Source organism: Bacillus cereus group sp. N11, assembly GCF_016483605.1.
Lineage (GTDB): Bacteria > Bacillota > Bacilli > Bacillales > Bacillaceae_G > Bacillus_A > Bacillus_A toyonensis.
In genome coordinates this window covers 39527-64820 of record NZ_JAEHBN010000011.1, presented here as the reverse complement: position 1 = coordinate 64820, position 25294 = coordinate 39527, and the positions used below count along the sequence as shown (strand labels likewise).

Sequence of the window (25294 nt, the reverse complement as noted above, 5' to 3'; positions counted from 1 at the left end):
TCTAAAGTTTTTATATTTAGAATAGTGTAAATATATAAAACATTGATTCTATTAGGAAGTTCGTTCTATTTCATTATCTATTACTCTATTTTTATTATATCCCTTCAAAATAAGCAGTAATCATTTATTATTTGACAATAATATAACAATGTAAAAACTCCAAATGAAGACGTATACATATACAGTTATTACTTTACACAATATTTTAGAAATATATTCTTTTTACAAAAAACAGCTGCTGGCATTTAGCCAGCAGCTGGATAACTTATAAATAACTTTGAAAACAAATCATCTGTTGTTTCAGTAATTTTATCAAACAGATCACTTTCTTCCGCTTCTTGCTCTTTTAACTCCTTAATTGTTTCACGTGCATCTTCAGGATAATCGGTAATGATACCATCTACGTTTAACTTATAATATGCCTTTAAACTCTCCATATCATTTACTGTCCATACGTAAATTGGCTTATTTAACTTCCTTGCTTCTTTTACTAATTTCTTATTTAACATGTATTCTTCTGCTACATAAAAGTCAGCTTTTACATTCTTTAAGTTAGCTCTACTTGCATACAGTATATATCCTACTTTTATATCTGAATTTGCACGCTTAAACTCTTTAATGAGTGGATAGTGTAACGTTTGAATTACACATTGCTTCTCAAATTCATTATCTTTAATCGCTTTTAATACTTTATTTACAAAGTCTTTTTCGCCCCCATGAAGCTTCACTTCAATATTGAGTTTGATTTTCCCCTTTGCAAGCTTAATGATTTCATCAAGTGTACTTATTTGTCCTGAAAATCCATCTTGACTAAGAGTAAGCTGTCTTAATTCATCCATCGTTAAATCTGACACATGCACATTGGCATTTGCAAGACGTTTTAACTTCAAGTCATGTATAACCGCTAGCTCACCGTCTTTCGTTTGTAATACATCTATTTCAGCGTAGTCTGCTTTTGCATCAATAGCACCTTGCACAGCTTCTTTCGTATTTTCTACCCCTTTTGATATATATCCGCGGTGCGCCATAATAATCGGTTCTTTATACGAATTTGAAATAAACGTTACAATGAAGGCAACGACCATTCCGGCCGTAATAATCCCTACAATATATACACTAATAAATTTCCAGCGATGTTTTTGAAAGAAACATTTATCCGCTTTCGTTTTCGAATAATCTAATCCTTCTTCTAATAAAACATCTTCAACCGGAACCTTTTGTAAGTACAATCTTGTTATAGCCATAATATAAAATGGTGTAACGATAAAGCTAAATAAATACAATGTACTTGTTAGGAATACAGAAATCGTTGATTCAGCTAATAAAGCAAATGTTCCTTTTGGGTTTGTAAATTCATACACACCCCATAGACACAATAAATATATTCCAAAAAACACAATATAAACAATTCCTATTGAAATAAAAAAACCTACTAAAAAGAATAGTACTTTAAAAAAGCTTTCTTTTACTAAAGCTGCACTTTTGCGTGCTGCTGTGCGAAACGGCTTTTGTTCTAAAACGACAATAGGTAGAACGAAAATCCAGCGAAGGTTCAAATACGCAACTACGGCAAAGAACGTGTAATAACCTACTTGTCCCATCGTCGTCTTAAACAGTTCTCCTGTAATAAAATTAGGAATTTGAATTTGCGGAATTAATGCCGTTTCGTATCCCATATTTAAAAGAGGTAATAATACGACAGCATATAAAATAAATCCTGGTAAGCAATATGTGAAAAGCGTAGGTAAGTACGTTACGGTTTTATATAAAATCGGGCGTAATTTCACCTTTTGTCTTTTATGAGCGAAATACGAAATAATAATAAGCACCGCAAATTCCGTAAAGATAAGAAACAGTGCTAACAAGGATAAAATTACGATTGCCAAAATGCCGTATGGTGTTTTCAAAAATGCTAATAATTCATCATTTGTCGCATTTGCGTAACCACCAAAATACAATAATTTATTAAAAATGATCCCAAACAGTGGAACAAACACAATCGCTGCTAACAATTTATAAGCAAGTTGAAAGGTTAATACATTCCAAAAAGCAAATTTTACTGTTTGAAAGGAATGGCTCATTACTCCTGGTATAGATAGTCTTTTACGGTGTTGCATATATTCCTCCACATTCTAAAACGATATTTGAGATGGATTCCACATTTCCATTTCTAATCCATCTTTTTAATAATAATATATTCCGCTTAACATGAACACTCTTATACATATAATGAAAAAAGTGATGGCTACTTCCCATCACTTTTTTCATCTACTCTATTTTTTCTCTAATCCTTGCCCAAATGCTTTCAAAAAGCTAAAACCGAATGTGATTGCTCTATTGATATCTGGATCTTTTAATACTTTAAAGAAATCCATCACTTTTGTTTTTTTACCACTATTTAATTCATCTGTTGCAAATTGCAATCCAGTAACTAAGCTCGATGTGATTTGTTTTGTTACCTCTGGGTCAACTGAAGATAAAGCCTCTCCTGCCCCCATCATATTGTTCAGTGCATTTTTCACTGGTTCACGATTTAATTGCTCAACAGCAATTTTCGAAACATCTTCTTTCGCAGCAAGTAAACTAATCGCCGCATCTAAAATACCAGCTTTCTGTAATTGCGCTAGTAATTGCATCGTTTCCTCAACTGCTTCACGGTTATTCGCTAATTCCGTGAACAGTTCCTCTGCTAATTGCTGTTTCTTCTCTTCTTCTGTTACAACTTTCTTTTTAATTAACGTAATTTCTTTTGCCACTATCTCCGCCCCCTAGTCCACCAGTGATACGTATTGTTTTCTTTGCCATTTTTGCTGAATTTCAACACCATTTTGTGGATGGCGTTTTTTATCTCGCGGGTTTGAAGATGGTAATGGACGATTTCCTTTTTCACGTAATACGCGCAGTTTCACCATCGTTTGTTTATAAGCTGGTGTACACGTATAAATATCTGTCGCTGTTCCTGTTAAAATATTAATAGCCTCTTCATTTACTGTTGCATGCATTGGTAAATATAACTCATTTCCCGTTACACGGTCTGTAACAAGTGCTTGTACTTTAATCTTACCAAACGGCGATGCTAATTCTACAAGACCACCATCTTTCACATTACGCTCTTTAGCAAGTTCAGGTGAAATTTCAACGAATACTTCAGATACTTTAGATAAAATACCAGCCGACTTATTCGTCATATTCCCTTCATGGAAATGCTCTAGCATACGACCATTATTTAATAGTAAATCATACTCATCCGGCGCCACAACTGGTGGTACCCATTCATCTAATGATAAACGAGCAAGTTTATCTGGGAAGTTAAATCCATCTACATATAATAGCGGTGTATCGCTACCATCATGGCTACCCCAACATAAACTATTCCATCCTTCTAAACGATCATATGTTGCCTGAGAATATAACGGTGCAAGCGATGCTATTTCATCCATAATCTCACTTGGGTTTTCATAATTCCAATCTCCGCCTAGTGCACGAGCTACTTTTTGTAAAATCCACCAGTCTGGTTTTGAATCACCAAGCGGCTTCAATACTTCATATAATCTTTGAATACGACGTTCTGTATTCGTAAACGTCCCTTCTTTTTCTAAGCTCGGTGCTGCCGGTAAAATAACATCAGCAAAACGAGCTGTTTTTGATAAGAACATATCTTGAACAACAAGGAAATCTAAATTCGCTAAAATATGTTGCACATGGTTCGCATTTGAATCTACTAAAGCCATTTCTTCACCCATAACATACATACCGCGCAGTTTTCCTTCTTCCGCCGCAAGTAACATTGCAATATTATTTAATCCTGGCTCTTTCGGAATCGTCGTACCGTACGCTTTTTCAAATTTAGCACGGAGCGTATCATCAGATACCGCTTGATAACCTGGAAGCCAATTCGGTAAGGTCGCCATATCACAAGCGCCTTGTACGTTATTATGTCCTCTTAATGGGTATGCACCTGCACCAGGACGACGGTAGTTACCCGTAACAAGTAATAAATTTGAAATTGCAGCTGAAGTTGTACTACCACCTGTATTTTGAGTTACACCCATTCCCCAAAGTACACAAGTACCGTCTGCTTCATATACCATACGAGACATTTCTTTCAGGTTCTCTTTAGAAATCCCCGTAATTTCTTCTGTGTAATCAAGCGAATACTTTTCTAACATTTTGCTATATTCATCAAAGTTCTTTACATTTTCAGCTAAGAACTTTTTATCATGCCAATCTTGATCGATAATATATTTCGTAATACCAGCAAGCCATACATAATCAGTTCCTTGACTCGGATGAACAAATATATCCGCACGCTCAGCCATTTCATGTTTACGAAGGTCTGCTACAATTAATTTTTGTTCGTGTAATTTATGAGCACGTTTCACACGCGTCGCAAGTACAGGATGTCCCTCTGTCGGATTCGCACCAACGATAATAACAAGACCTGCTTCAGCGATATCTTTCACTGTTCCAGCATCCCCACCCATACCGACAGTTTTAAATAAGCCGTCTGTTGCTGGAGATTGACAATAACGGGAACAGTTATCTACATTATTTGTTCCATATATTTGACGAGCTAGTTTTTGCATAAGATAATTCTCTTCATTCGTTACTTTCGAAGAAGAAATAAACCCAAATGCATCGCTGCCGTATTCTGATTTAATATGCTGCATGTTAGATGCAACAACTTCAAGAGCTTCTTCCCAAGAAGCTTCAACAAACATATCTCCTTGGCGAATTAATGGCTTTGTAATGCGATCTTCACTATTTACAAAGTCCCATCCAAATTTGCCTTTTACACATGTAGAGATACCATTAACCGGTGCATCTGAAACAGGTTGTACTTTTAAAATGTGACGGTCTTTCGTCCACACTTCAAACGAGCAACCTACACCGCAAAATGTACAAACTGTTTTCGTCTTTTTAACCTTCGTCTTGCGCATCGCAGATTCCACTTCTGAAACTGCTAAAATACTGCTATATCCTGGCTCTACATCTTTTACAAAATCAATCATCGGATCTAACACATCTGGTTTTAATCCTGTCATAAACCCAGCTTCACCTAGCATTGTTTTTTCCATTAACGCATTACATGGACAAACTGTTACACATTGCCCACAACTCACACAAGACGAGTCATTTATACTTACACCATTGTCCCAAATAACACGCGGGCGGTCTAAATTCCAATCAATCGATATAGTTTCATTGACTTGTAGGTTTTGACATACTTCTACACACTGTCCACAAGCAATACATTGATTGGGATCATACCGGTAAAACGGATGTGACATGTCCACTTCACACGCACTTACTTTCGGTTCATACGGGTATTTCTGTTCTTCAATTTCCATCATATGCACTGTATTATGCACTTTACAGTTACCATTATTGTTATCACAAACAGTACAATACAATAAATGGTTCTCTAATATTCGATCCATCGCCTCAGTCTGCGCCTCTTTTGCGCGCTGCGACTGTCTTTCAATATGCATACCGTTCTCTATTTGCGTTGAACAAGCACGCATTAACTTCCCATCTACTTCTACAATACATGTATCACAAGTTTGAATTGGATCTACTTCTGGTACATGACAAATTTGAGGATGTTCCAAGTTACTCTCGTTAAATAATTGTAGTATCGTCTTTTCACCTGATGCAGCAAATTCTTTACCATCAACGGTTACACGGACTGTCTGTTCTGCCATAGTTTCCCCACTCCTTACAACCAACTGTACAACACGTTTATGAATCCGTTTTCAAAAAAAAACAAGTTACTGTACATATTTTTGAAACGCTCTGCTGAAATCCTTTTCTTATGAAGTCGATTCTTGATGTTATAAGGTATAACTACGAAAGCTTGAAAATGTCACTATTCTACAGTTCTATTATATCGTACATATACAATAATAACCAAAATAATCTGTGATTTCCCTGCTAATAGGTGTTTTTATTTTTTCAATGTTTTATGATAAATGTGGGAGAAAAATACATATAAAAGGGGAATTTAATATGGAGTTTACGCAAGAGACATATACGATTGTACGCTATCAATCTAGCTCATTTTCAAAACAAGTTGATGAGATTGTTACAGAATCTCCTATTACTATTAAATTAAATGGTGAAGAATACGTAACAGTTGTATGCACACCAAATTACATTGAAGATATGGTAGTTGGTTTTTTAATTTCTGAAGGAATTATTTCTTCCTATAAAGATGTTGAAGAAATATGGGTTCAAAAAGAGAACGGAATTGTCCATGTAAAATCATCAAAAGTGAATCCACTCTATCAAACTTTATATAATAAACGATACATCACTTCTTGCTGCGGAAAAGGTAGACAAGGTTTTATTTTCGTAAACGACGCCGCAAAAGCAAAAGATTTACATGATATACATGTAAAAATTACTCCTGAAGAATGCTTTTACTTAATGAATGCCTTACAACAATCTTCCACTACATTTCGCCAAACCGGCGGTGTTCACAATACTGCGCTATGTGATCGAAACAATATCCTTATATCAAGAATGGATATCGGAAGACATAACGCATTAGATAAAATATACGGCTATTGTTTACGTAATGATATATCTGTTAAAGGAAAAATTATCGCATTTAGCGGACGTATTTCATCTGAAATTTTACTCAAAGTTTCAAAAATCGGCTGTGAAATTGTTCTATCCAAATCCGCTCCAACAAAACTAGCCTTGCAACTTGCTCATGACTTAGGCATTACAGTCGTAGGATTTATTAGAAATGACTCTTGTAATATTTACACACATCCAAAACGAATTGATGGCTATCAATTGAATGTTTAAAAAATAACTCCTCGATCGAGGAGTTATTTTAGTTATAAAAATGTAATATATTAAAGACTTGAATAGTTAATAAAGTTAATATATAATTTCATTACACAATTAAATCAAAACATTGTAGCATATATCTTTTTATTCTTTTACAAATTAAAAGAGACTGCTAAAAAACGCATACTCAATCTTATAAAAGTAATGGATTTATTTGAAATCCACCAAGGAGGTTACAACTATGGAAATTCGCTTATTAACAACAGAGGACGCAGAAATATATTTAAAAGTTTGTATGGAAGGTTTAACGAAGAACCCGGAAGCTTTTAGCTCTTCTTATGAAGATGTTCTTAAACATGAAAATCCTGTAGCTGCTATGGCAAAAAGATTAAGCAATCCGGATAAGTATACTCTAGGTGTCTTCAACGATAACGATTTGATTGGTATTGCTACTTTAGAAACAAAACCATTCATTAAACAAGAACATAAAGCAAAAATCGGCTCCGTTTTTGTTTCCCCAAAAGCACGTGGCCTTGGGGCAGGGCGAGCTCTAATTAAAGCAATTATTGAAAATGCCGATAAATTACATGTAGAACAACTTATGCTCGATGTTGTAGCTGGTAACGATGCCGCAAAAAAACTATATGAGTCATTAGGTTTCCAAACTTACGGCGTGCAAGAACGTTCATTAAAGCACAACGGTCAATATTGGGACGAAGAACATATGGTTTTATTCTTAAATGATTAATACTTCAATATAAAATGAAACTTTAATTGGTGTGGGGGATGTCTATCCCCACTGATTATTAATCCACAAATAGCGGGATAGTTTTCTAAAAGCATCTTCTTATTAAGAAAGATGCTTTTTTCATTACAACAATGTAATCTTCATGTCACCTTTATCGATCGTACCAATCCTTTCCATTCACTATACTAAAAATATAAAATGAACGAACAGCATTCAATTGATATGTAGAGGAGAATGTGACATGAAACAAAAAAAACGAGCTATCTTTTTAATATGTGCTACAGCAATGGTAACTTCTGGATTAGCAATTTTACCTTGGTTTATTATATAAAAATATGCCTCTTGATAAAGTAGAACTTTAATCCAGGAGGTCATTCCCCCACTAGTTATTACTCCACACCAATCGGATAAAATAAAAAAAGCTGATTGCTTGTTAACAAGTAATCAGCTTTTATATATTATAAAATTCCCAAAATTTTATTTACGCAACTTATAATAATAATCATAGATACGGCAACACACATTACAACCGTATTACGATCTTGCTTTTCTTTTTTTGAAACTTCTTCTTTTGGATTCATGTGTATTATCTCCTTTTAAAAAAAGTGTGAGATAGGAAATTTTTCTTATCCGATGCGAGGTGAATACGAAAACCCTCTCTATCTCACATACACAATAGAATGGAATTGTCATTTTATAAATAAAATGACATGACGTTATGTCGCAACATAGGGTATTTGTGTCGCTACGTTTTCTATTATAAATAATAGTTGTGCAAAACTAGTGCATTTTTTATGTCAATTGCCCTGAGCGAAAAAATCAGCCATCCATTCAATCACATAAAAAGAGTTTTTTATTATTTTCATGTAAACTATACAAGTAGAATGAATAGTTTGGGGTGCACAAGATTATGGTAAAAATTTTATTAGTAGACGATGAAGAACGTATGTTACGATTGCTAGATCTTTTCTTAAGCCCTCGCGGCTATTTTTGTATGAAAGCTAAATCTGGCCTTGAAGCGCTGGAATTAATCGAGCAAAAAAAATTCGATATTATTTTATTAGATGTTATGATGCCAAATATGGACGGATGGGATACTTGCTATCAAATCCGTCAAATTTCCAACGTTCCAATCATTATGCTAACAGCTCGTAATCAAAATTACGATATGGTTAAAGGCCTTACTATGGGAGCAGACGACTATATCACAAAACCATTTGATGAGCATGTATTAGTCGCACGAATTGAAGCTATATTACGCCGGACAAAGAAAGATGGCTTTGTTAGCTTCAATGGTATTGAGTGGGATAAAACGAAACATACTGTCACAGTGTATGACGAAAAAATCTCACTAACTCCTATCGAATTTTCATTACTTGGACTGTTTTTACAAAATACAAACCGTGCTTACAGCCGAGATGATTTAATCGAAAAAATTTGGGGCTATGAAACAGACATCGAATATAGAACGATTGATTCGCATATTCGCAATATCCGTGATAAATTACGTAAAAAAGGATTTCCAGTCGAGGATTATTTAGAAACCGTTTATAAAGTCGGATATAAATGGAAAAGTGAATAATTACTTAGGTCAGTGGAAATATCATACCACTGACTCTTTATTATGAATAAGGTATGGTGGGAAAATGAGTAAACTTTCACTTAAAATTGGGACATACTTTTTAATATTAGCTTTATGTATTGAAACAATTGCTTTCGTATCCTTTTACAAAAGTATTTCAAAAATGCGGATTACAGAAGAAACAGGTGCTCTATTAGAAAAAGGCAATCGGTATCGTGACAAAATTGTAAACCGCGCAAAATGGAATGAATATTCTAAACAAAAACCAAACACCGAACGACCTAAACGCCCTTGGTATCAAGAGTTCACTATCGAGCATGCAGCTGAAGAATTAATTGGCTCAGAATTAATCGCTAACACCGATACCACTATCATTATAACTGACAAGAACGGCAAAATCATTTCCACCTCAGAACCCGTAACAAAGGAAATGCAAAAACAACTTATTTGCAAAACGAAAAATATCCCCCAAAACGGGGTGATCGTAGAAAAAAACTGGAAAAAATCGAAATTCATCTCAACAGTAAGCCCACTTGAAATAACTGGATTTCAAGGTAACTTACATATGTTATTAAAGACATCTTTTTTAGAAAATATGTTAATTAAACTCATGGACCAATTTCTTATCATCAGTATTTTAACAATTATTTTAACAACGATTTCTGTCTTTGTTTTTTCTCGAGTTATTACAGAGCCGCTTATAAAAATGAAAAGAGCGACCGAAAAAATTTCAAAATTAAATAAGCCAATTCAATTAGGAATTAAACGAAATGATGAACTTGGAAGTTTAGCAAAAACGATTGAAGATTTATCGAGTGAACTTACGTATATGAAAAAAGAACGAAATGAATTTCTCGCTAGTGTTGCTCACGAATTATTAACTCCATTAACCTATATGAAAGGTTATGCAAAGGTAGCAAAGAGAGACTCTTTAACGAAAGAAGAACGCGAAGAATATTTACAAATCATTGAGGACGAAACGGATAGTGTAACCGATCTCGTACAAGATTTATTTATGCTTGTACAATTAGAACAACACCAATTTGTTATTAAAAAACAAACGATGCTTCTTCAACCATTTTTAGAAAGAATGGTTGAAAAAACAAAAACAACATTAACGAACAAACAAATGCAACTTCATGTATATTGTAAAAACGATTTAGAAGTTTGCATAGACGAAAGACGCATGGAACAAGTTATGTTAAATTTATTGCATAATGCTTATCAGCATTCACCAGAAAACACTACTATAACAATACGTGTACTAACGGAAGCAGATTATTTTACAATAAGTGTACAAGATGAAGGTGAAGGTATTCCAAAAGAAGATATCCCGCATATTTTCGATCGCTTTTACCGTGTTGATAAATCCAGAACGAGGGCTACTGGAGGAAAAGGTATCGGACTGGCTGTTGCAAAGGAAATTGTAGAATTGCATAACGGTTCCATTCTAGTAACAAGCCAATTAGGAGTGGGAACAAACTTTATAATCGAGATTCCTTTTGAATAAGATGCGTGTGAAAACACCAGTAGTTGTAAACACTACTGGTGTTATTTTGTTCATAAAATCTGCCCTTAGAAGCTAAGCTTTTGAAATTATTCTTATTTCAATATAAAATAAAGTGAAACTTTAATCCATGGAAAGGTTCACTCCATGGATTATTAGTTGAACCAATCGGGCATTTACGGGCAGTTACCTCCCACCTAACTTCCGCGCATTCGCCGAATTTTAAAATTGGAGCCTTACTGCCCGCGAATAGCGTGGTAAAGGTACATTTGTCAAAGATCTGGAGGGTGATATAATTGGATATCCATGTATTAACAAAAGACGAAGCAGAAATTTACTTAGAACTTCGCGTAGAAGGATTAAAGCAAAACCCTGAAGCTTTCAGCTCTTCTTATGAAGATATTATTAATAAAGAGTGTGCTATTGAATATAAAGCACAAAAATTAGCACAAGACGAAAACTATACACTAGGTGCATTTAAAAACGGAAAATTAATCGGAGTTGCTACACTGGAAACGAAACCATATGTAAAACAAGAACATAAAGCAAAAATTGGTTCCGTATATGTGTCTCCAAAAGCACGCGGACTTGGAGCAGGAAAAGCACTTATTAAAGAATGTCTTGAGCTTGCTAAATCTTTAGACGTAGAACAAGTTATGCTTGATGTTGTTGTCGGAAACGATGGTGCGAAGAAACTTTATGAGTCATTAGGCTTTAAAACGTTTGGTGTACAAGAACGTTCACTGAAATATAACGGACAATATTGGGATGAAGAGCATATGGTCTTATTCCTAGATGAAAATAAATAATAAAAAACATCCTCTCATATATGAGGATGTTTTTTTACTTTTTTATAAACCATGCCTTATTTAATAATTGAATCGCTTTCGCAATTTCTTCTTCTGATAAAATCGCAAATCCAAGTAGTACTATATTTTCAGGTGCAGTACCGTCTTTATAGTACGTAGACACAGGGTATATTTTGATACTATGTTTCGCAGCTTCTTTAATTAATTCTTTTTCCCGCATTCCATTATGCACCTTTAATAAAATGTGCAATCCTGAATCTTCTCCTATCACTTCAACACGATTTGAGAAGTACTTTTCTAGTTCAAAAACAAGTCGATCTCTCTTCTTTCGATAGACGACACGCATTTTATGAATATGTTTTTCCCAATATCCTTCATTTAAAAACCTTCTAATCACTTCTTGATCCATTCTTGAAACACTTTGTGTATAAAATAAATATTGTTGTTGATACTTTTTAATCAATTTCTTTGGTAACACCATATAGCTCATCCGTAATGATGGCAACAATGCTTTCGATAGCGTCCCCATATAAATAACTTTCCCGTCTGTATCTAACCCTTGCAGTGCCGGTATAGGTTTTCCCGAATAGCGAAATTCACTATCGTAATCATCTTCAATAATATACCTACCTTCTTCTTTCTTCGCCCATTGTAAAAGCTGCATCCTTCTCGTGATAGGCATAATCATTCCGCATGGGAATTGATGGGATGGAGTTACAAATACAATATTTGCATCGCTATTTTCTAAATCTGCCATACAAATTCCGTCCCTGTCTAAAGACAACATTTGAACCTTCTCTTCTCCCTGTTCAAAAACAACCATTTTCCTATGATAACCTGGGTTTTCAACTGCATAATTACTTCCTTTTAATAATTGAAACAGTAATTTCACTAATATTTGTGTTCCCGCTCCTAATACGATTTGACTAGCTGCACAACGCACACCTCTAGATTCATACAAATAGTTCGCAATTTCTTCTCTTAAGCTCCATTCTCCTTGTGGGTGACCAAGAAAGAGCAACTCATTATTATGAGGCTGCCATACGTCATTTATAATTTTCCGATACATGTTGAACGGAAAAGCATTTGTATCGACGCCTGTTTGTGTGAAATCAAATTTATAATCCCTCTCCTGAAAGGGTACTTCTTCTATTCTCTCTTCGTTTTCTTCTACATGAACCATTTGCTCAATCTTACATACAAAATAACCTTTTCTCGAAATTGATTCAATATAACCTTCTGCAAGTAATTGCTCGTAAGCTGCCTCTACTGTATTTTTACTTACTTGTAAATGTGTTGCTAACTTTCGCTTAGCCGGTAACTTCGTAAAAGATAGAATCGTTCCATTTTTAATTTCTTTTTTTATATACTCATACAACTGCACATACAATGCCTTCTTACTATTCATATTTAAATTAGGCGTTAATTCTAACATAATATCTGACCCCTTAACAAAACTAAAACCTGATACTTCTTACAGTACCAGATTTTATATATAATTCCTTTTATCATGTCACACATAAAAAATCAAATACTAAAGAGGAGATGCATGATCATGAACAAAAGTAGATGTATTGGACTCATTATGATTATTACAGGAGCCACATTATGGGGATTATCTGGACCGATGATTCAATGGCTATTTCAACATACGAACGTATCATCAATTGATTTTTTAACAATTCGCTTGTTGCTTGCAGGAGTATTTATTTTGTCTATCCTACTAATAAAGAAACAAAACATATTTCAAATTTGGAAACATCCTAGACATTCTATACAGCTTATTATTTTCTCTATTCTTGGCATGCTCGGTGCGCAATATGCCTTTATCGAAACAGTTCATATTAGTAATGCTGTCACAGCAACACTCTTTCAATTTCTAGGCCCTGTTCTTATTACAATGTATGTTGCATTTCAGCAAAGAAAATCCCCTACTTCTATGCAACTACTTGCAATTATAACTGCGCTAACAGGAACATACTTTATTATTACAAATGGCTCAATCGAAAATATTTTTTTATCCAAAGCAGCCATTATTTTCGGACTATTAACGGCAATTGGATTTGCATTTTATACCCTTCATCCAGCTTCTCTCATTAAAGAATGCGGAACAACTGTAGTAATTGGGTGGGGGATGTTAATCGGAGGAATTGCACTGCTTATTTATAATCGTTCATTTGGGTGGAATCAATTTTCACACACTCTTACACTAAAAACTTTTTCTATGCTTATTCTTATCATTATTAGTGGGACCCTTTCTTTCCTTCTTTATATTGGTAGTCTTAAATATTTAGCAGCAACAGAAACAAGTATTTTAACTAGTATTGAACCACTTGTAGCAGCCATCGTTTCAATCACTTGGCTAAATGAATCGTTTGGATCATATCAATTATTAGGCGGCGTATGTATCGTTCTGTCTGTTATTTTTTTGACGATGCCTCAAAAAGAGACCGAGCCAACCTACACAACTGAACAAATATAAAAAAATGTCAAAAGAGGTCGTACAAAACTTACGACCTCTTTTTATACTTTAAAGGAATTGTCCCGCTATCTAGCAAATACAATTACACTAACAATAATAATTAGGAGCGTGGCACCATGAAAAAAATCGGAACTATGCTACTTTTCTCCTTTCTCATCACTGGATGCACACAGGCTCAACCTGATTCAAAAGCACTAAAAAAAGAAGCCATAGTAATATCATCATCTCAGGTTAACGCACCTTCCTTTTTTCATCTTAGTGTTTTAAAAAATGTAAATTGGGAAGAAGCGCCCTCCTTCGTAGACGGAAAGATACCTTTAAAGGGGATTGAAAGAAGAATTGCAATTGCTGATACACCTATTGTCGCAAATGAACAAAATGAAATTATGTGGTACTTTCTAGACCCTGAAATACCAACTGGAAATTTATCTATTATCGCGCTAAAACAAGGATCTGTAACTCCAACACCAATACTCTATCAACAAGAAACTTCCAAACAAACTTGGACTACTTCAAATACAATCGATTCTACTACAAACGAACTCCCTCTCACTATATCGCTACCTTCATCCGGATTATGGGTATTAAATATATATGTGAATGAAAAATATTATGATCAATTTGTAATCACTGTTGAGTAAGTTGTCAAAACTAATCTACTTCCTTGCATCCACTGAATTTTGGGCGGGATAAATAATGCGGGAGCACGAATAACTCTACACTTCTTCATTATTTTGATTTCTTACCTCAAAAAAGCAGTGCCTTGAAGGCACTGCTTTTTACTATTTATAACTTGGCATTTTCGTAATTTGTGCCACACCTGAATCTATGGCTGCTTTCGCTACTGCTTCTGCAACATTCGGAACAACTCTTTTATCTAATGGATTTGGAATTACATAGTTCGCACTACGCTCTTCGTCCGTAATTATGTTAGCGATCCCATATGCTGCCGCTAATTTCATCTCTTCTGTAATATCAGTCGCGCGTACATCTAAAGCACCACGGAATATACCAGGGAACGCTAATACATTATTTACTTGATTTGAATAATCAGAACGACCAGTTCCAACTACAGCAGCTCCAGCTTCTAATGCATCTTCTGGGAATATTTCTGGAATTGGATTTGCCATTGCAAACACAATCGCTTTCTCATTCATCGTCTTTACAAGTTCTTTCGTTAATACGTTAGGCGCAGATACGCCAATAAAGATATCAGCCTGATGAATCGCTTCTTTTAATGTTCCACGCACATATTCTCGATTTGTCTTCTTTGAAACTTCAATTTGCGCTTCGTTCATCCATGTTTCACCTTCACAAACAATACCTTCTAAGCTAACTAACGTAATGTGTTTTGCACCAGCTTTTAATAATAATTTTCCAATTGCAATTCCTGCCGAACCCGCACCGTTAATAACAATTTTCACATTATCCATTTGTTTACTTACAACTTTTAATGCATTAATAACAGCTGCTAAGACGACAATAGCTGTTCCATGTTGATCATCATGGAATACAGGGATATTCGTTTCTTCTTTTAATCGTTTTTCAATTTCAAAGCAACGTGGTGCTGCAATATCTTCTAAATTAATACCTGCAAATGTAGGTTCTAAATTTTTCACAAGGGTAACGATTTCATCCACATTCGTCGTCCCTAAACATAACGGGAAAGCATCTACATTCGCAAACTTTTTAAATAAAATACTTTTCCCTTCCATAACAGGCATAGCCGCTTTCGGTCCAATATTCCCTAAACCAAGTACTGCTGTTCCATCTGAAACAACTGCAACCATATTCCCTCTTGCTGTATAGTCATACGCTGTTTCTTCATCTGCTGCAATTGCTTTACAAGACTCCGCTACACCTGGTGTATAAGTCAGGCTTAAATCATCCGCTGTATTAACTTCTACCTTACTTGTAATCTCAATTTTCCCTACCAACTCTTTATGCAATAACAATGATCTTTCATTAATTTGATTTTCTAACATACTTATAATCTCCCCTTAATTTGACAAGCTAGCTATATGAATATAGCTAGCTTGTTTGATCATGAAAACATTGTTAATAAGATTGTCGCTGTTACAACCATTGCTGCCCCGCCTAAACGCGTCGAAATTTGTGCGAAAGGCATTAATTCCATACGATTTGAAGCTGATAAAATAGCAACATCTCCAGTTCCGCCTAAACCGCTATGACATCCAGTTACAATTGCTGATTCAACTGGATACATTTTCATCACTTTTCCTATAAGAAAACCTGATGCTACCATTGTAAGAACAACCGATGCACAAACAACAACATATCCCACTGAAAGAACTGCCGCTACGTCTTTTAACGGAATATATAGCAATCCTAATCCGACCATTAACGGCCAAGTTAAATTCTTTGAAATAAATTTATATAAATGGAATGCTCCTTGCTCCATTTTTGCTGGCATTAGTTTAAAGTATTTCACAAGTGCTGCTGAGAAAATCATAATGATTGCCCCAGGAATACCGATGAACTTAGAAGCAAACCCTCCGAAGATGAAGAACGTACATGCAATTAATAAACCTGCTCCCATTAATGAGAAATCAATTGGCTTCTCTGTATTTTGTTCTTTTAATAATTCTGCTTGATTGTCTGTTTTCACTAATACACCATTACCACTAAGCTCAGGTCTCTTCTCACCTAAACGCTTCATATACCCTGCACTCACGATTGCAAACATATTCCCAATAATAGCTGCCGGAATAAGCTGTGATACGAATGTTGCTGATGATTCATTTAAAATGTCACTGTATGCTAATGACAATGGTAAAATCCCTTCTCCAATACCACCGCTCACAATTGGTACGATAATAAAGAAGAATGTATGCTTCATTTCAAACCCGAATAGTGAACCGACCAATAATCCTACTGCTACAGAAGCTAACGTTCCTACTACTAAAGGAATAAACATACGAACGAAACCTTGCACTAACACTTTACGATTCATTCCTAAAATACTTCCGACTACTAAACAAGAAATATATAAATATAAAAAGTTCGATTTTTTCATTAACATAGTCGCAGCTTCCATTGAAGCTGGATTCATCCAGTTAAAAAATACAAGTAATGATGGAATAAATAATGAGAGAATTGCTGGACCACCGATATTTTTTAAAATTGGAATTCTCATCCCAATGTCACCTAAGAAAATACCCATAATCATAATAACTGCAAAACCACCAATCATGTCTGCTGGCAATTTATTATATACAGATGCCCCATAAATAATAGCAGCCAATACTACATATAACGGTAAAGGTATAACACCGATTTTAACGTTCATAATTTTAGAAGCGAAAGATTCATTTTTCAATTCATTTCCTTCAGTAAATGATACCGCTTCCACATTCTTTTGAATTCCCATATGGCACCCCCTTGTTTTCTTAATAACAATATTAAAACGCTTTCAATAGTAAAAATAGTTTTTGTAAGTTTTGTAATTGGTTTTGTAATTAAAAAAAGTATAAGCGACTTATAATAAGTCGCTTATACGTAAAAACCTATTTTATTTTGATCAACACATCTTAATTTACTTACAGGTCTTCCCACATGCTGATACACCATTTCGTTTTCTAACACTCCAATTTCAGTCAAAAACATTACATACTTTCGAATAGAAACTCTTGAAATTCCTACTAATTGTGCCATTTCATCTGTTGTAAACGCTCGTCCATTCAGCGACTCGATCTTCTGCCAAATTAATTGCAACGTTTGCTTCGTTAATCCTTTCGGGAGCTCTTTAGTGACAGTAGGCTCTCTTTTTTCTTTTTGTAAAATTAACGAATCTAATTCCGATTGACTAATTTTTTGTTGTTCTTTCATGAAAGTAAGTTTTTCTCGATATATAGTTAATGCATCTTTAAATCGTTCAAATGTAAATGGTTTAATTAAATAATCTACTACGCCATATTGTAATGCTTTTTTAATACTCCCCATATCATGTACAGCTGAAATCATCATAATATCGATTTCTTTTTCTTGATTCCGAATATACATTAAAAGCTCAAACCCAGTCTCTTCAGGCATAAAAATATCAAGTAAGACTAAATCTATTCGTGATTTCTCTAATACTTCTATCGCCGATTTTACTGAGTTAACTGCTTGAACAAGTTCGAATCCTCCTACTTGCTCTAAATAATGTGTATTTAACATTGCTACCATCGGGTCATCTTCTACAATTAAAACTTTAATCATATTTGCTTCTCATCCCTACCTTTAGGTATTTCAATTGTTATCGTTGTTCCCTCTCCTAATAAGGAGGAAATGTGAATCTCCCCATTTATTCGCTGTATACTTTCTTTTACAAGATACAAACCATAACCGCGATTATCCCCTTTTGTGGAATAACCTTTTGTAAATAATGCATCCACTTCGTCTTCTTCTATACCTTTCCCCGTATCTTGCACTGTAATAGTTAATGTATTCTGATATTGCACCCCAATCTCAACTTGTTTCTTTTTGCAATGTATCACTGCCTCTAATGCATTATCTATTAAGTTCCCTACAATCGTAATAAGTTCATGAGTAATACTTTCATCATATATTTCCGGCAAGTAAGAATCTTCACTTATAATTAACTTAATATTTTTCTCCCTAGCATAGCTAAGTTTACCTAGTAAAAAACCAGCAAATACTGGACTTTTTATTCTTTTCATAACTCCACCAATTTCATATTGATGCTCTGATACCATGCCACTTATATACTTTTGTAATTCTTCATATTGTTTCATATGTGTAAGCCCTAATACGACATGCATTTTATTCATAAACTCATGAGATTGTGCCCGTAATGCTTCCGCATATAGCCTAATACCAGTTAGTTCCTCTGCTAGTTTTCTAATCTCTGTTTTATCACGAAATGTTGCAATCGCGCCAACTATTTCTCCTTTTACATATAAAGGAACACGATTCGTCACAATCGTAATTCCGTAAATATTTTGTTCTTCGTTTAATTGTACCTCTCCCGTTTGCAATACTTCTTTTATACGCGAATTCGGCATATATAGCTCAACGTCTTTACCTATAAAATCTTCTTCAAGTCCACTTTTTTTAAATAGACGTTTCGCTTCATTATTAATTAACGTTACTCTCGCCTCTTTATCTACAGCAATAATGCCTTCCTTTACAGATTGTAACATCGTATTTCTTTCTTCAAGAATTTTCGCTATCCTGTGCGGCTCAAGACCGAATAAACTTTTCTTTATATGTCTAGCTAGCAATATTGCTCCTATAATTCCGACTAGTACTCCAACTCCGACACCGATATAAATAATATGTCTACTTTCCTTAACTCTCTCTTTTACATTATCTGCCGAGATACCAACGGCTACCGCTCCAAGTTGTTCACCTGTTTCAGAAAATATAGGTACAAACACTCGCATTGAAATACCTAACGTTCCTTCTGCTAGCGATACATGTTCCTTTCCTTTCAATGCAGGCCCTTCATCTCCCCCAATAAAATGATGACCTATTTTTTGAGGGTTTGGATGTGATTTTCTTATTCCATTCATGTCCATAACTACAATAAATTGAACACCTGTGTTTTTTAATATTCTATTTGTATACGTTTGAATTGCAGAAGTATCTGCTTTTCCAATCAAACCATCGATTACAATCGAATCATTCGCCACAATATGGGCAATCGTTTTTGCTTTCTCTGCCTGGCTATCCTCCGTTGTCCGCTCTACATTATGACTAATTAATATATCTGTAACAAGTAAAGAAAAAATTACAACTGTACAAACTAGCAATGTAATCGTTTTCCATAAATTCCATAGTTTTTTTCTTTTTTTCATCCCACTAATGACTCCCCTAATTGCTGAATAGAAAAATAAGTAAGGTGATATTATTTTCACCTTACTTATTTGCTGTTATTATACTTTAAATTTACTAGTCATTGCTTGTAGTTCTTCGGCCATCTCAGCTAAGTTTTGCGAAGCCGAACTAATTTCTTCCATCGAATTTACTTGTTCTTCTGTTGAAGCTGCAACACTTTGCATACTAGCTGTATTTTCTTCTGCAGCCGCTGCAATTTCATCAATAGCATTTGTCACTTCATTTGCATCTCCAGCGATTCTCCTCGTTGTTTCTACCATTTGATTAACTTGAGAAACAATATGAGTAGTAGAACTTAAAATTTCTGTAAAACTTACTTTCGTTTTTGTTACAACATCTAAGCCTTGTTGAACTTCCCCACTCACATTATCCATTGCCTTAACAGTATGTTCAATATCAGCCTTAATTTCTGCAATTAAATTTGCAATCTCTCCAGATGATTCTCCTGATTGCTCTGCTAATTTTCTAACTTCATCGGCTACAATAGCAAATCCTCGTCCCTGTTCACCTGCTCTTGCTGCTTCAATAGCCGCATTTAAAGCTAATAAGTTTGTTTGAGTTGCAATGTTTTGAATTGCTTCAGAAATAGCTCCTACTTGCTTTGACTTCTCATCAAGAAGTTTAATAATAGCATCTGACTCGGATACCGATCTAGAAATAGACTGCATTTGTTTTGCGGTTTGTTCAACTAAATCTTCTCCCTCTTCAGCTCTTTCTCGCGCATGTAATGAGGAAATAGAAATTGACTCTGCGCTTCCAGTTACATCTTGAATTGCTGTATTTACTTGTTGTAATGTAGCCGCGCCTTCTTCAACACCTTGGCTTTGTGATTCAGCCCCACCTGATACTTGTTCCATTGCAATTGTAATTTGATCTGTCGCATCATTCGCTTGCTGTACGCTCGCTGTTAACTCTTCTGCCGATGCTGCAACATGCTCTGCTGAAAAGCTAATTTGGGTAATCACATCTTGTAAAGACGTAGACATTTCATTAAATGAATTCCCTAGTTTCCCTATATCATCCTTGGAGTGGATTGTAATTTTCTCGGTTAAATCTCCCTTACTAATTTTATGTGCCGATTCAGCTATTTTTCGTAATGGCCTTGTAATAGAATTTGTAATGAAATAAATTAATACACTACCAAATGCAATAGCGATAGCTATGACAATCAAAGTCTTATAAAACACTGGACTGGCAGCTTGCATAATTTCTTCGTCAAACATAACTCCAACTATTTTCCATCCTGTTTTCTCATTTGTTGCAAAGATTAAATTCTTTTTATCATCTTGTTCTGTATAAGATACATTTCCTTGTTTATCTTCATAAATTGGTTTAATCCAAGGATCAGTAACCTTTGAACCAGGCTTTCTAGACGGATGACTAACAATTTGCTTATTTTGATCTAAAATAACTGCATAGCCTTTTTCACCAATATTAATCATTTTTGAAACCTTTAGGATGTTATTCAAATTCAAGTTAATACCTATAACACCTTTACCATCTTTTACTTCTTTAGCAACTGTCACTACCATATTTTTTGTAGATGCTGATTGATACGGTGCAGTAACAATTACCTTTCCTTTATTTTCATGCGCTTCTTTATACCATGATCTATCTGTTGGATTATAGCCATCAGACATTTGAATAAATGGTTCTCTTATAAACTTCCCCGTCTGCGCTCCAATATAAATACCTTCTACTTCTGGATGAAGCTTTATATATTGTGCTAACTTCGTTCTTACTATTTCTTCTTGTCCATTTAGATATGTATCCTCTGTTAAGATGTCTGCAAAGTACGTCGCATCAACAAATTTCTCTTCTATATTTTGAGAAATAACAGTATTTAAAACTGAAATATTCTCCTTTGCTTTATCTGTCATTTGATGTTCAAAATTTGTTTTGGCAGTTTGATATGAAACACCACCGATAATAAGTCCTGGTATAGTTAAAATAATAAAAAATGAAATGATTAATTTTTTCTTGATACTCATACATTTAACCCAGTTAAATATATTTTGCATAATAAGCCTCCTTTATGTAATGTGAATACTTGTGTAATTTTATACAATTAACATATATAAAACAATATATAATGATAACATGTAATTTTTTCGTCAATTATGCATTTTTACATATTCACTACTTCTAAGCATTTTAATCATAAAAATAAGAGAACTTTAGCATTATATATGCTAAAGTTCTCTTATTTCTTAACAGCTTCTATTCCAAACAAAACACCCTACAAAACTTTTCTTATAATTCCTTAAATCTCTATCCTTCACCTTATAGCTATATTGTTAAAACTCTCCGTCCTAATTTATTTAGAGCTCTTTACATCACTAATTGCCTGACTCCCCATTTGCACCCATGCCTGTTCAAAGTTTTCTCTTGGTACTTTCACATCTAAGCTATCATCAAGCGGGTCTCGAATATATACAGATTCCTTATCGTACCCAATAAGTACAACACAATGTTCATTATATGTAATAGAAACATCCCCACTATTTGTTTTCCATGTAGTAAATTCATCTTCATCTAAAGGGGCATATGTTGCATTTGTAATCATGACTACCGGTTGCCCTGCTTTTACACTCTTATATATTTCCTCTATACTCTTTCCTGTTAAATCCACAGCTTTATTAGATAAATATTTTTTCGCTAACTGAAAAAGTGGCCCATGATATACACCATAACCGGATTCAGAAAAGGTATAAATATTTCCTACAAACCCTTCATTCGGATTTCCGCGTACACCATCAACCATAAAATCAACTTTTTTTATTTCATTTGCTAATTTCATCTTATCTACTGAAACGCCTGCGTATTGTAACATCATTGCTAAACTTGTCACTTCACACCCTCTATCCAGCTCTGGTAACTGCTGAATTAAAGGCACATTTGATAAGAGGATCTTTTCATCATTATTACTAAACTCCGTTCTTTTTCCGCTTTGTATGAAGGATGTTAATTTCTCCATATACTTTGTGATTCCATTTGTATATACACTCCATACTGCTACGCCAAGTAAAGCTATGCATATATACCACTTCAATTTTCGTATCACTCTCACGCCCTTTTTAATTCGTTAAATAAGAATAAAACGCGTCAGCATCCGTTCGAACCATCGGTACAAAATTTAGTTCTTTTCCTTTTTCAGGCTGATCTCTTTTTATTTTTTCTGCTAATTCTTGAATGTTCATATTCATTTTGTCCATATTAAGCTCATCTGCCATTTGTAGCACTTTTTGCTCATTAATTTCTCTTAATACTTGATATATATCTTTACCATACAAATCAATATGATATTTTTTTGCTTCTGCCTGTACTTTTTGTTCGTACACTTCTTGCGCTAACTCTTCTATCTCTTTTCCTTTTTGAGAAATATCTAACTTTCCTGCTTCTTCTCTTACTTTCGTTCCATAAATCTCTTCCGCAACCTCTTCTATTTCTTTTCCTTCAGTCGAAACGCCTAATTTCTCTGCTTCGTTATTAATTTTGATTGCATTGATTTGGCTTATTAAATCCACAATCGATTTGTTCTCTACAGATATCCCTAAGTTTAACGCTTCTTGCTTCACTTTTGTTTCATAGATTTCTTCTGAAAGAATTCCAACATCTTTTCCTTCAATCGAAATCCCTAACTGTTCTGCTTCTCTGCCTACTTCTGTTTCATGAATTTCTTTTTCTAGCGTAATTTGTTCTTTTCCTTCCGTTTCAATACCTAATTTCTCTGCTTTTTCTTCTGTATTTATTGCATGTATCTTTCCATTGTTTAATTGCTCTTTACTGCGCTGCGCATAGTCTGTCTTTCCTTTCGATGTTTCAGAAGGAGAGGCACCGCCTAATATACTTAAACTCATTACTCCAATAGTGAATACCGTCATCATTTTCTTCTTCAAAACTAATTCCTCCCTCTTATACTTTCTTTCCCATCATTCCCATAAAGTGAAACTATACTCAGTGGGAAGCTTCATCTTCCACTGAATATTAGCCTTCACCAATTGGGCATTTACGAACAACCCGACTCCAGCCGAGGTTTAAGGTGGGAGTTTTACTGCCCGGAAAATAGCGGGATCATTTTTTTAATACTATACATACATCTCATCACTGCCTGAGATAACATTATGATTTAAAAAATTTACTCACATACACCTCTCTAATCTCTTCTTCATGTAACGATCTTTCTTTATGCAATACATAATATAAATAGTTTCTTAACTTTCCCTTAAAAAAAGACGAACTTGTAAAAACAAGATCGTCTTCTTACTTATATTTTTTGATTTTTAGGGAGCACTACTTCAAAACAAGTACCCTCTCCCCATTTGCTCTCTACTAATATTTTTCCGTAATGCTTTTCTACAATCCACTTGGCGATTGAAAGACCTAATCCAGCTCCCTCTGATGTACTCCTTGCTTTATCCCCTTGATAAAAACGATCAAATAATTTGGGGATATCCTCTACTTTCACGCCTATCCCATCATCTTTCACCTGTATACAAATCAAGCTGCTCGTTTGTGTGCAATCAATTCGAATATGACCGCCTTCATTCGTATATTTCATCGCATTATCTAACAATATGACCATCATTTGATGAATCCGTTCTCTATCACCCATAAAAGACATGTTACGTTCTACTTTTAATATCATCTCTTTTTCTTGATAAGAAGCAATTTCTTTATATGGATCTACTATTTCTTCTAACAATTTACCCATTTCAAATGTTTTTTTATCCATCTCAATTTGATTAGAATCCGAACGTGCTAACAACAATAAGTTGCTAACTAGTTTCGATAACCGCCTGCATTCCTTAGATATTGTAGAAATGTCCATCGCTTTTTCTTCTATCGTAGCGGATGGTGACTGAAATAACACATCCGTTTTTGATTGAATAACTGCAAGTGGCGTTCTTAATTCATGCGATGCATCGGAAACGAACTGCTGCTGCTTCTCCCATGAATTTTGAATCGGTATGAGTGCTCTGCCAGCTAGGAAAAAGCCGATACCTATTGCACAGAGACTTCCTATACCACAACCTATAACGAGAATTAAAAATAAAGTATTTAACATTCCTTCTTCCGCTGTTATATCTCGCACGATTTGAACTATTTCTCCATCTTTTTGAAGCGCAAATGCTCTAAAATATCGTCCTTGCACTTCAATATCTTGCAAATCCTCTAACTTTTTTGGAGAAAACTTTTCCAAATTCTCTTCAAAAATAGAACGAAATTTACGATTATCGCCCTCTATTTTCACTATTTTCCCATTCCAAGTTATTCTAGTTACCCGCGGATCTCCAATTTGGATATTCTCCATGCGTTTTCTTGGTGGTATTTTAACATCTAGTTTTTCTCCATACTGAGCCATCATTTTTATAGATTGATCCACTTCATTATAAATACGCTTATATGTGTACGAATAAACAATACTACCTAATACTCCTATTAATAGGATAAATACTAATGAGTTCACTATAGTCAGACGAATGCGTGTTTTTTGAAACAT

Annotated in this window: 20 protein-coding genes and 1 pseudogene; 7 read left to right on the top strand and 14 right to left on the bottom strand. The window is 34.6% G+C overall.

The features are described 5' to 3' along the window. Positions 1–245 precede the first annotated feature (245 nt). The 3 genes from JDS98_RS18625 to fdhF form a co-directional block, all read right to left on the bottom strand. Positions 246–2117 carry a glycerophosphoryl diester phosphodiesterase membrane domain-containing protein gene (locus JDS98_RS18625; RefSeq protein ID WP_097872796.1) on the bottom strand — a complete coding sequence of 624 codons (1872 nt, stop codon included), beginning with the start codon at positions 2115–2117 and terminating at the stop codon, positions 246–248. Positions 2118–2273: 156 nt separating this feature from the next. Further along, a complete protein-coding gene (locus JDS98_RS18620) occupies positions 2274–2756 on the bottom strand; it encodes a helical membrane plugin domain-containing protein (protein ID WP_001040512.1) in 483 nt (160 codons plus the stop codon). Positions 2757–2768: 12 nt separating this feature from the next. Further along, positions 2769–5705: a formate dehydrogenase subunit alpha gene (fdhF, locus tag JDS98_RS18615; RefSeq protein ID WP_097957588.1), complete on the bottom strand. Its 2937-nt coding sequence runs from the start codon at positions 5703–5705 to the stop codon at positions 2769–2771. 304 nt (positions 5706–6009) lie between these two features. Here fdhF and fdhD point away from each other — a divergent pair, with 304 nt between their 5' ends. Next, complete coding sequence (gene fdhD, locus JDS98_RS18610; RefSeq protein WP_097957586.1) at positions 6010–6816, top strand: formate dehydrogenase accessory sulfurtransferase FdhD; 807 nt, start codon at positions 6010–6012, stop codon at positions 6814–6816. 226 nt (positions 6817–7042) lie between these two features. Continuing rightward, on the top strand, positions 7043–7549 hold the full coding sequence (locus JDS98_RS18605; RefSeq protein WP_087949286.1) for a GNAT family N-acetyltransferase: 507 nt from the start codon (positions 7043–7045) through the stop codon (positions 7547–7549). 458 nt (positions 7550–8007) lie between these two features. On the opposite strand, the gene JDS98_RS30490 is transcribed toward JDS98_RS18605, so the two are convergent. Next, entirely contained in the window at positions 8008–8130 is a 123-nt protein-coding gene (locus JDS98_RS30490) for a hypothetical protein (protein WP_001068395.1), read from the bottom strand. A 329-nt stretch (positions 8131–8459) separates the two neighbouring features. On the opposite strand from JDS98_RS30490, the gene JDS98_RS18600 reads away from it, so the two are divergent. The 3 genes from JDS98_RS18600 to JDS98_RS18590 all read left to right on the top strand — a co-directional run bounded on the left by JDS98_RS18600 (position 8460) and on the right by JDS98_RS18590 (position 11447). After that, positions 8460–9131, top strand: coding sequence for a response regulator transcription factor (locus JDS98_RS18600; protein ID WP_000238941.1), 672 nt, complete (start codon positions 8460–8462; stop codon positions 9129–9131). A gap of 64 nt (positions 9132–9195) precedes the next feature. Next, positions 9196–10641, top strand: a complete 1446-nt coding sequence (locus tag JDS98_RS18595) for a HAMP domain-containing sensor histidine kinase (protein WP_000041011.1) — start codon at positions 9196–9198, stop codon at positions 10639–10641. A 293-nt stretch (positions 10642–10934) separates the two neighbouring features. Then, positions 10935–11447 carry a GNAT family N-acetyltransferase gene (locus JDS98_RS18590; protein ID WP_000351217.1) on the top strand — a complete coding sequence of 171 codons (513 nt, stop codon included), beginning with the start codon at positions 10935–10937 and terminating at the stop codon, positions 11445–11447. A gap of 34 nt (positions 11448–11481) precedes the next feature. Here JDS98_RS18590 and pdxR read toward each other — a convergent pair whose 3' ends face one another. Then, positions 11482–12882, bottom strand: a complete 1401-nt coding sequence (gene pdxR, locus JDS98_RS18585; protein WP_000891910.1) for a MocR-like pyridoxine biosynthesis transcription factor PdxR — start codon at positions 12880–12882, stop codon at positions 11482–11484. A gap of 120 nt (positions 12883–13002) precedes the next feature. On the opposite strand from pdxR, the gene JDS98_RS18580 reads away from it, so the two are divergent. Together JDS98_RS18580 and JDS98_RS18575 are read left to right on the top strand one after the other, a co-directional pair. Beyond that, positions 13003–13929, top strand: a complete 927-nt coding sequence (locus JDS98_RS18580) for a DMT family transporter (RefSeq protein ID WP_199634193.1) — start codon at positions 13003–13005, stop codon at positions 13927–13929. Between the two features lie 116 nt (positions 13930–14045). Then, complete coding sequence (locus JDS98_RS18575; protein ID WP_199634192.1) at positions 14046–14570, top strand: DUF4871 domain-containing protein; 525 nt, start codon at positions 14046–14048, stop codon at positions 14568–14570. Between the two features lie 141 nt (positions 14571–14711). Here the strand turns inward: JDS98_RS18575 and JDS98_RS18570 are convergent, their stop codons facing one another. The 9 genes and pseudogenes from JDS98_RS18570 to JDS98_RS18535 form a co-directional block, all read right to left on the bottom strand. Beyond that, positions 14712–15914: an NAD(P)-dependent malic enzyme gene (locus tag JDS98_RS18570; RefSeq protein ID WP_000892431.1), complete on the bottom strand. Its 1203-nt coding sequence runs from the start codon at positions 15912–15914 to the stop codon at positions 14712–14714. A 59-nt stretch (positions 15915–15973) separates the two neighbouring features. Continuing rightward, complete coding sequence (locus JDS98_RS18565) at positions 15974–17320, bottom strand: 2-hydroxycarboxylate transporter family protein (RefSeq protein ID WP_000512730.1); 1347 nt, start codon at positions 17318–17320, stop codon at positions 15974–15976. A 122-nt stretch (positions 17321–17442) separates the two neighbouring features. Then, entirely contained in the window at positions 17443–18150 is a 708-nt protein-coding gene (locus tag JDS98_RS18560) for a response regulator (RefSeq protein ID WP_000598685.1), read from the bottom strand. Further along, entirely contained in the window at positions 18147–19751 is a 1605-nt protein-coding gene (locus tag JDS98_RS18555; protein ID WP_000746368.1) for a sensor histidine kinase, read from the bottom strand. Before JDS98_RS18555 ends, JDS98_RS18560 begins: the two co-directional genes overlap by 4 nt. Positions 19752–19829: 78 nt before the next feature. Next, complete coding sequence (locus JDS98_RS30885) at positions 19830–20648, bottom strand: methyl-accepting chemotaxis protein (protein WP_435051734.1); 819 nt, start codon at positions 20646–20648, stop codon at positions 19830–19832. Between the two features lie 120 nt (positions 20649–20768). After that, a pseudogene (locus tag JDS98_RS30880) lies at positions 20769–21671 on the bottom strand (HAMP domain-containing protein); the annotation flags it as partial. 437 nt (positions 21672–22108) lie between these two features. Next, a complete protein-coding gene (locus JDS98_RS18545) occupies positions 22109–22855 on the bottom strand; it encodes a C39 family peptidase (protein WP_141523606.1) in 747 nt (248 codons plus the stop codon). A 13-nt stretch (positions 22856–22868) separates the two neighbouring features. Beyond that, a complete protein-coding gene (locus tag JDS98_RS18540) occupies positions 22869–23690 on the bottom strand; it encodes a hypothetical protein (RefSeq protein ID WP_016107496.1) in 822 nt (273 codons plus the stop codon). 368 nt (positions 23691–24058) lie between these two features. Next, positions 24059–25294, bottom strand: coding sequence for a sensor histidine kinase (locus tag JDS98_RS18535; RefSeq protein WP_141523607.1), 1236 nt, complete (start codon positions 25292–25294; stop codon positions 24059–24061).

Bases quoted from the DNA above. Each gene is read 5' to 3' on its own strand.
- JDS98_RS18625 (WP_097872796.1), bottom strand. From the start codon at position 2,117: ATGCAACACCGTAAAAGACTATCTATACCAGGAGTAATGAGCCATTCC.
- fdhF (WP_097957588.1), bottom strand. From the start codon at position 5,705: ATGGCAGAACAGACAGTCCGTGTAACCGTTGATGGTAAAGAATTTGCT.
- fdhD (WP_097957586.1), top strand. From the start codon at position 6,010: ATGGAGTTTACGCAAGAGACATATACGATTGTACGCTATCAATCTAGC.
- JDS98_RS18605 (WP_087949286.1), top strand. From the start codon at position 7,043: ATGGAAATTCGCTTATTAACAACAGAGGACGCAGAAATATATTTAAAA.
- JDS98_RS30490 (WP_001068395.1), bottom strand. From the start codon at position 8,130: ATGAATCCAAAAGAAGAAGTTTCAAAAAAAGAAAAGCAAGATCGTAAT.
- JDS98_RS18600 (WP_000238941.1), top strand. From the start codon at position 8,460: ATGGTAAAAATTTTATTAGTAGACGATGAAGAACGTATGTTACGATTG.
- JDS98_RS18595 (WP_000041011.1), top strand. From the start codon at position 9,196: ATGAGTAAACTTTCACTTAAAATTGGGACATACTTTTTAATATTAGCT.
- pdxR (WP_000891910.1), bottom strand. From the start codon at position 12,882: ATGTTAGAATTAACGCCTAATTTAAATATGAATAGTAAGAAGGCATTG.
- JDS98_RS18580 (WP_199634193.1), top strand. From the start codon at position 13,003: ATGAACAAAAGTAGATGTATTGGACTCATTATGATTATTACAGGAGCC.
- JDS98_RS18575 (WP_199634192.1), top strand. From the start codon at position 14,046: ATGAAAAAAATCGGAACTATGCTACTTTTCTCCTTTCTCATCACTGGA.
- JDS98_RS18570 (WP_000892431.1), bottom strand. From the start codon at position 15,914: ATGTTAGAAAATCAAATTAATGAAAGATCATTGTTATTGCATAAAGAG.
- JDS98_RS18565 (WP_000512730.1), bottom strand. From the start codon at position 17,320: ATGGGAATTCAAAAGAATGTGGAAGCGGTATCATTTACTGAAGGAAAT.
- JDS98_RS18560 (WP_000598685.1), bottom strand. From the start codon at position 18,150: ATGATTAAAGTTTTAATTGTAGAAGATGACCCGATGGTAGCAATGTTA.
- JDS98_RS18555 (WP_000746368.1), bottom strand. From the start codon at position 19,751: ATGAAAAAAAGAAAAAAACTATGGAATTTATGGAAAACGATTACATTG.
- JDS98_RS30885 (WP_435051734.1), bottom strand. From the start codon at position 20,648: ATGGAACAAGTATCAGGTGGGGCTGAATCACAAAGCCAAGGTGTTGAA.
- JDS98_RS18535 (WP_141523607.1), bottom strand. From the start codon at position 25,294: ATGTTTCAAAAAACACGCATTCGTCTGACTATAGTGAACTCATTAGTA.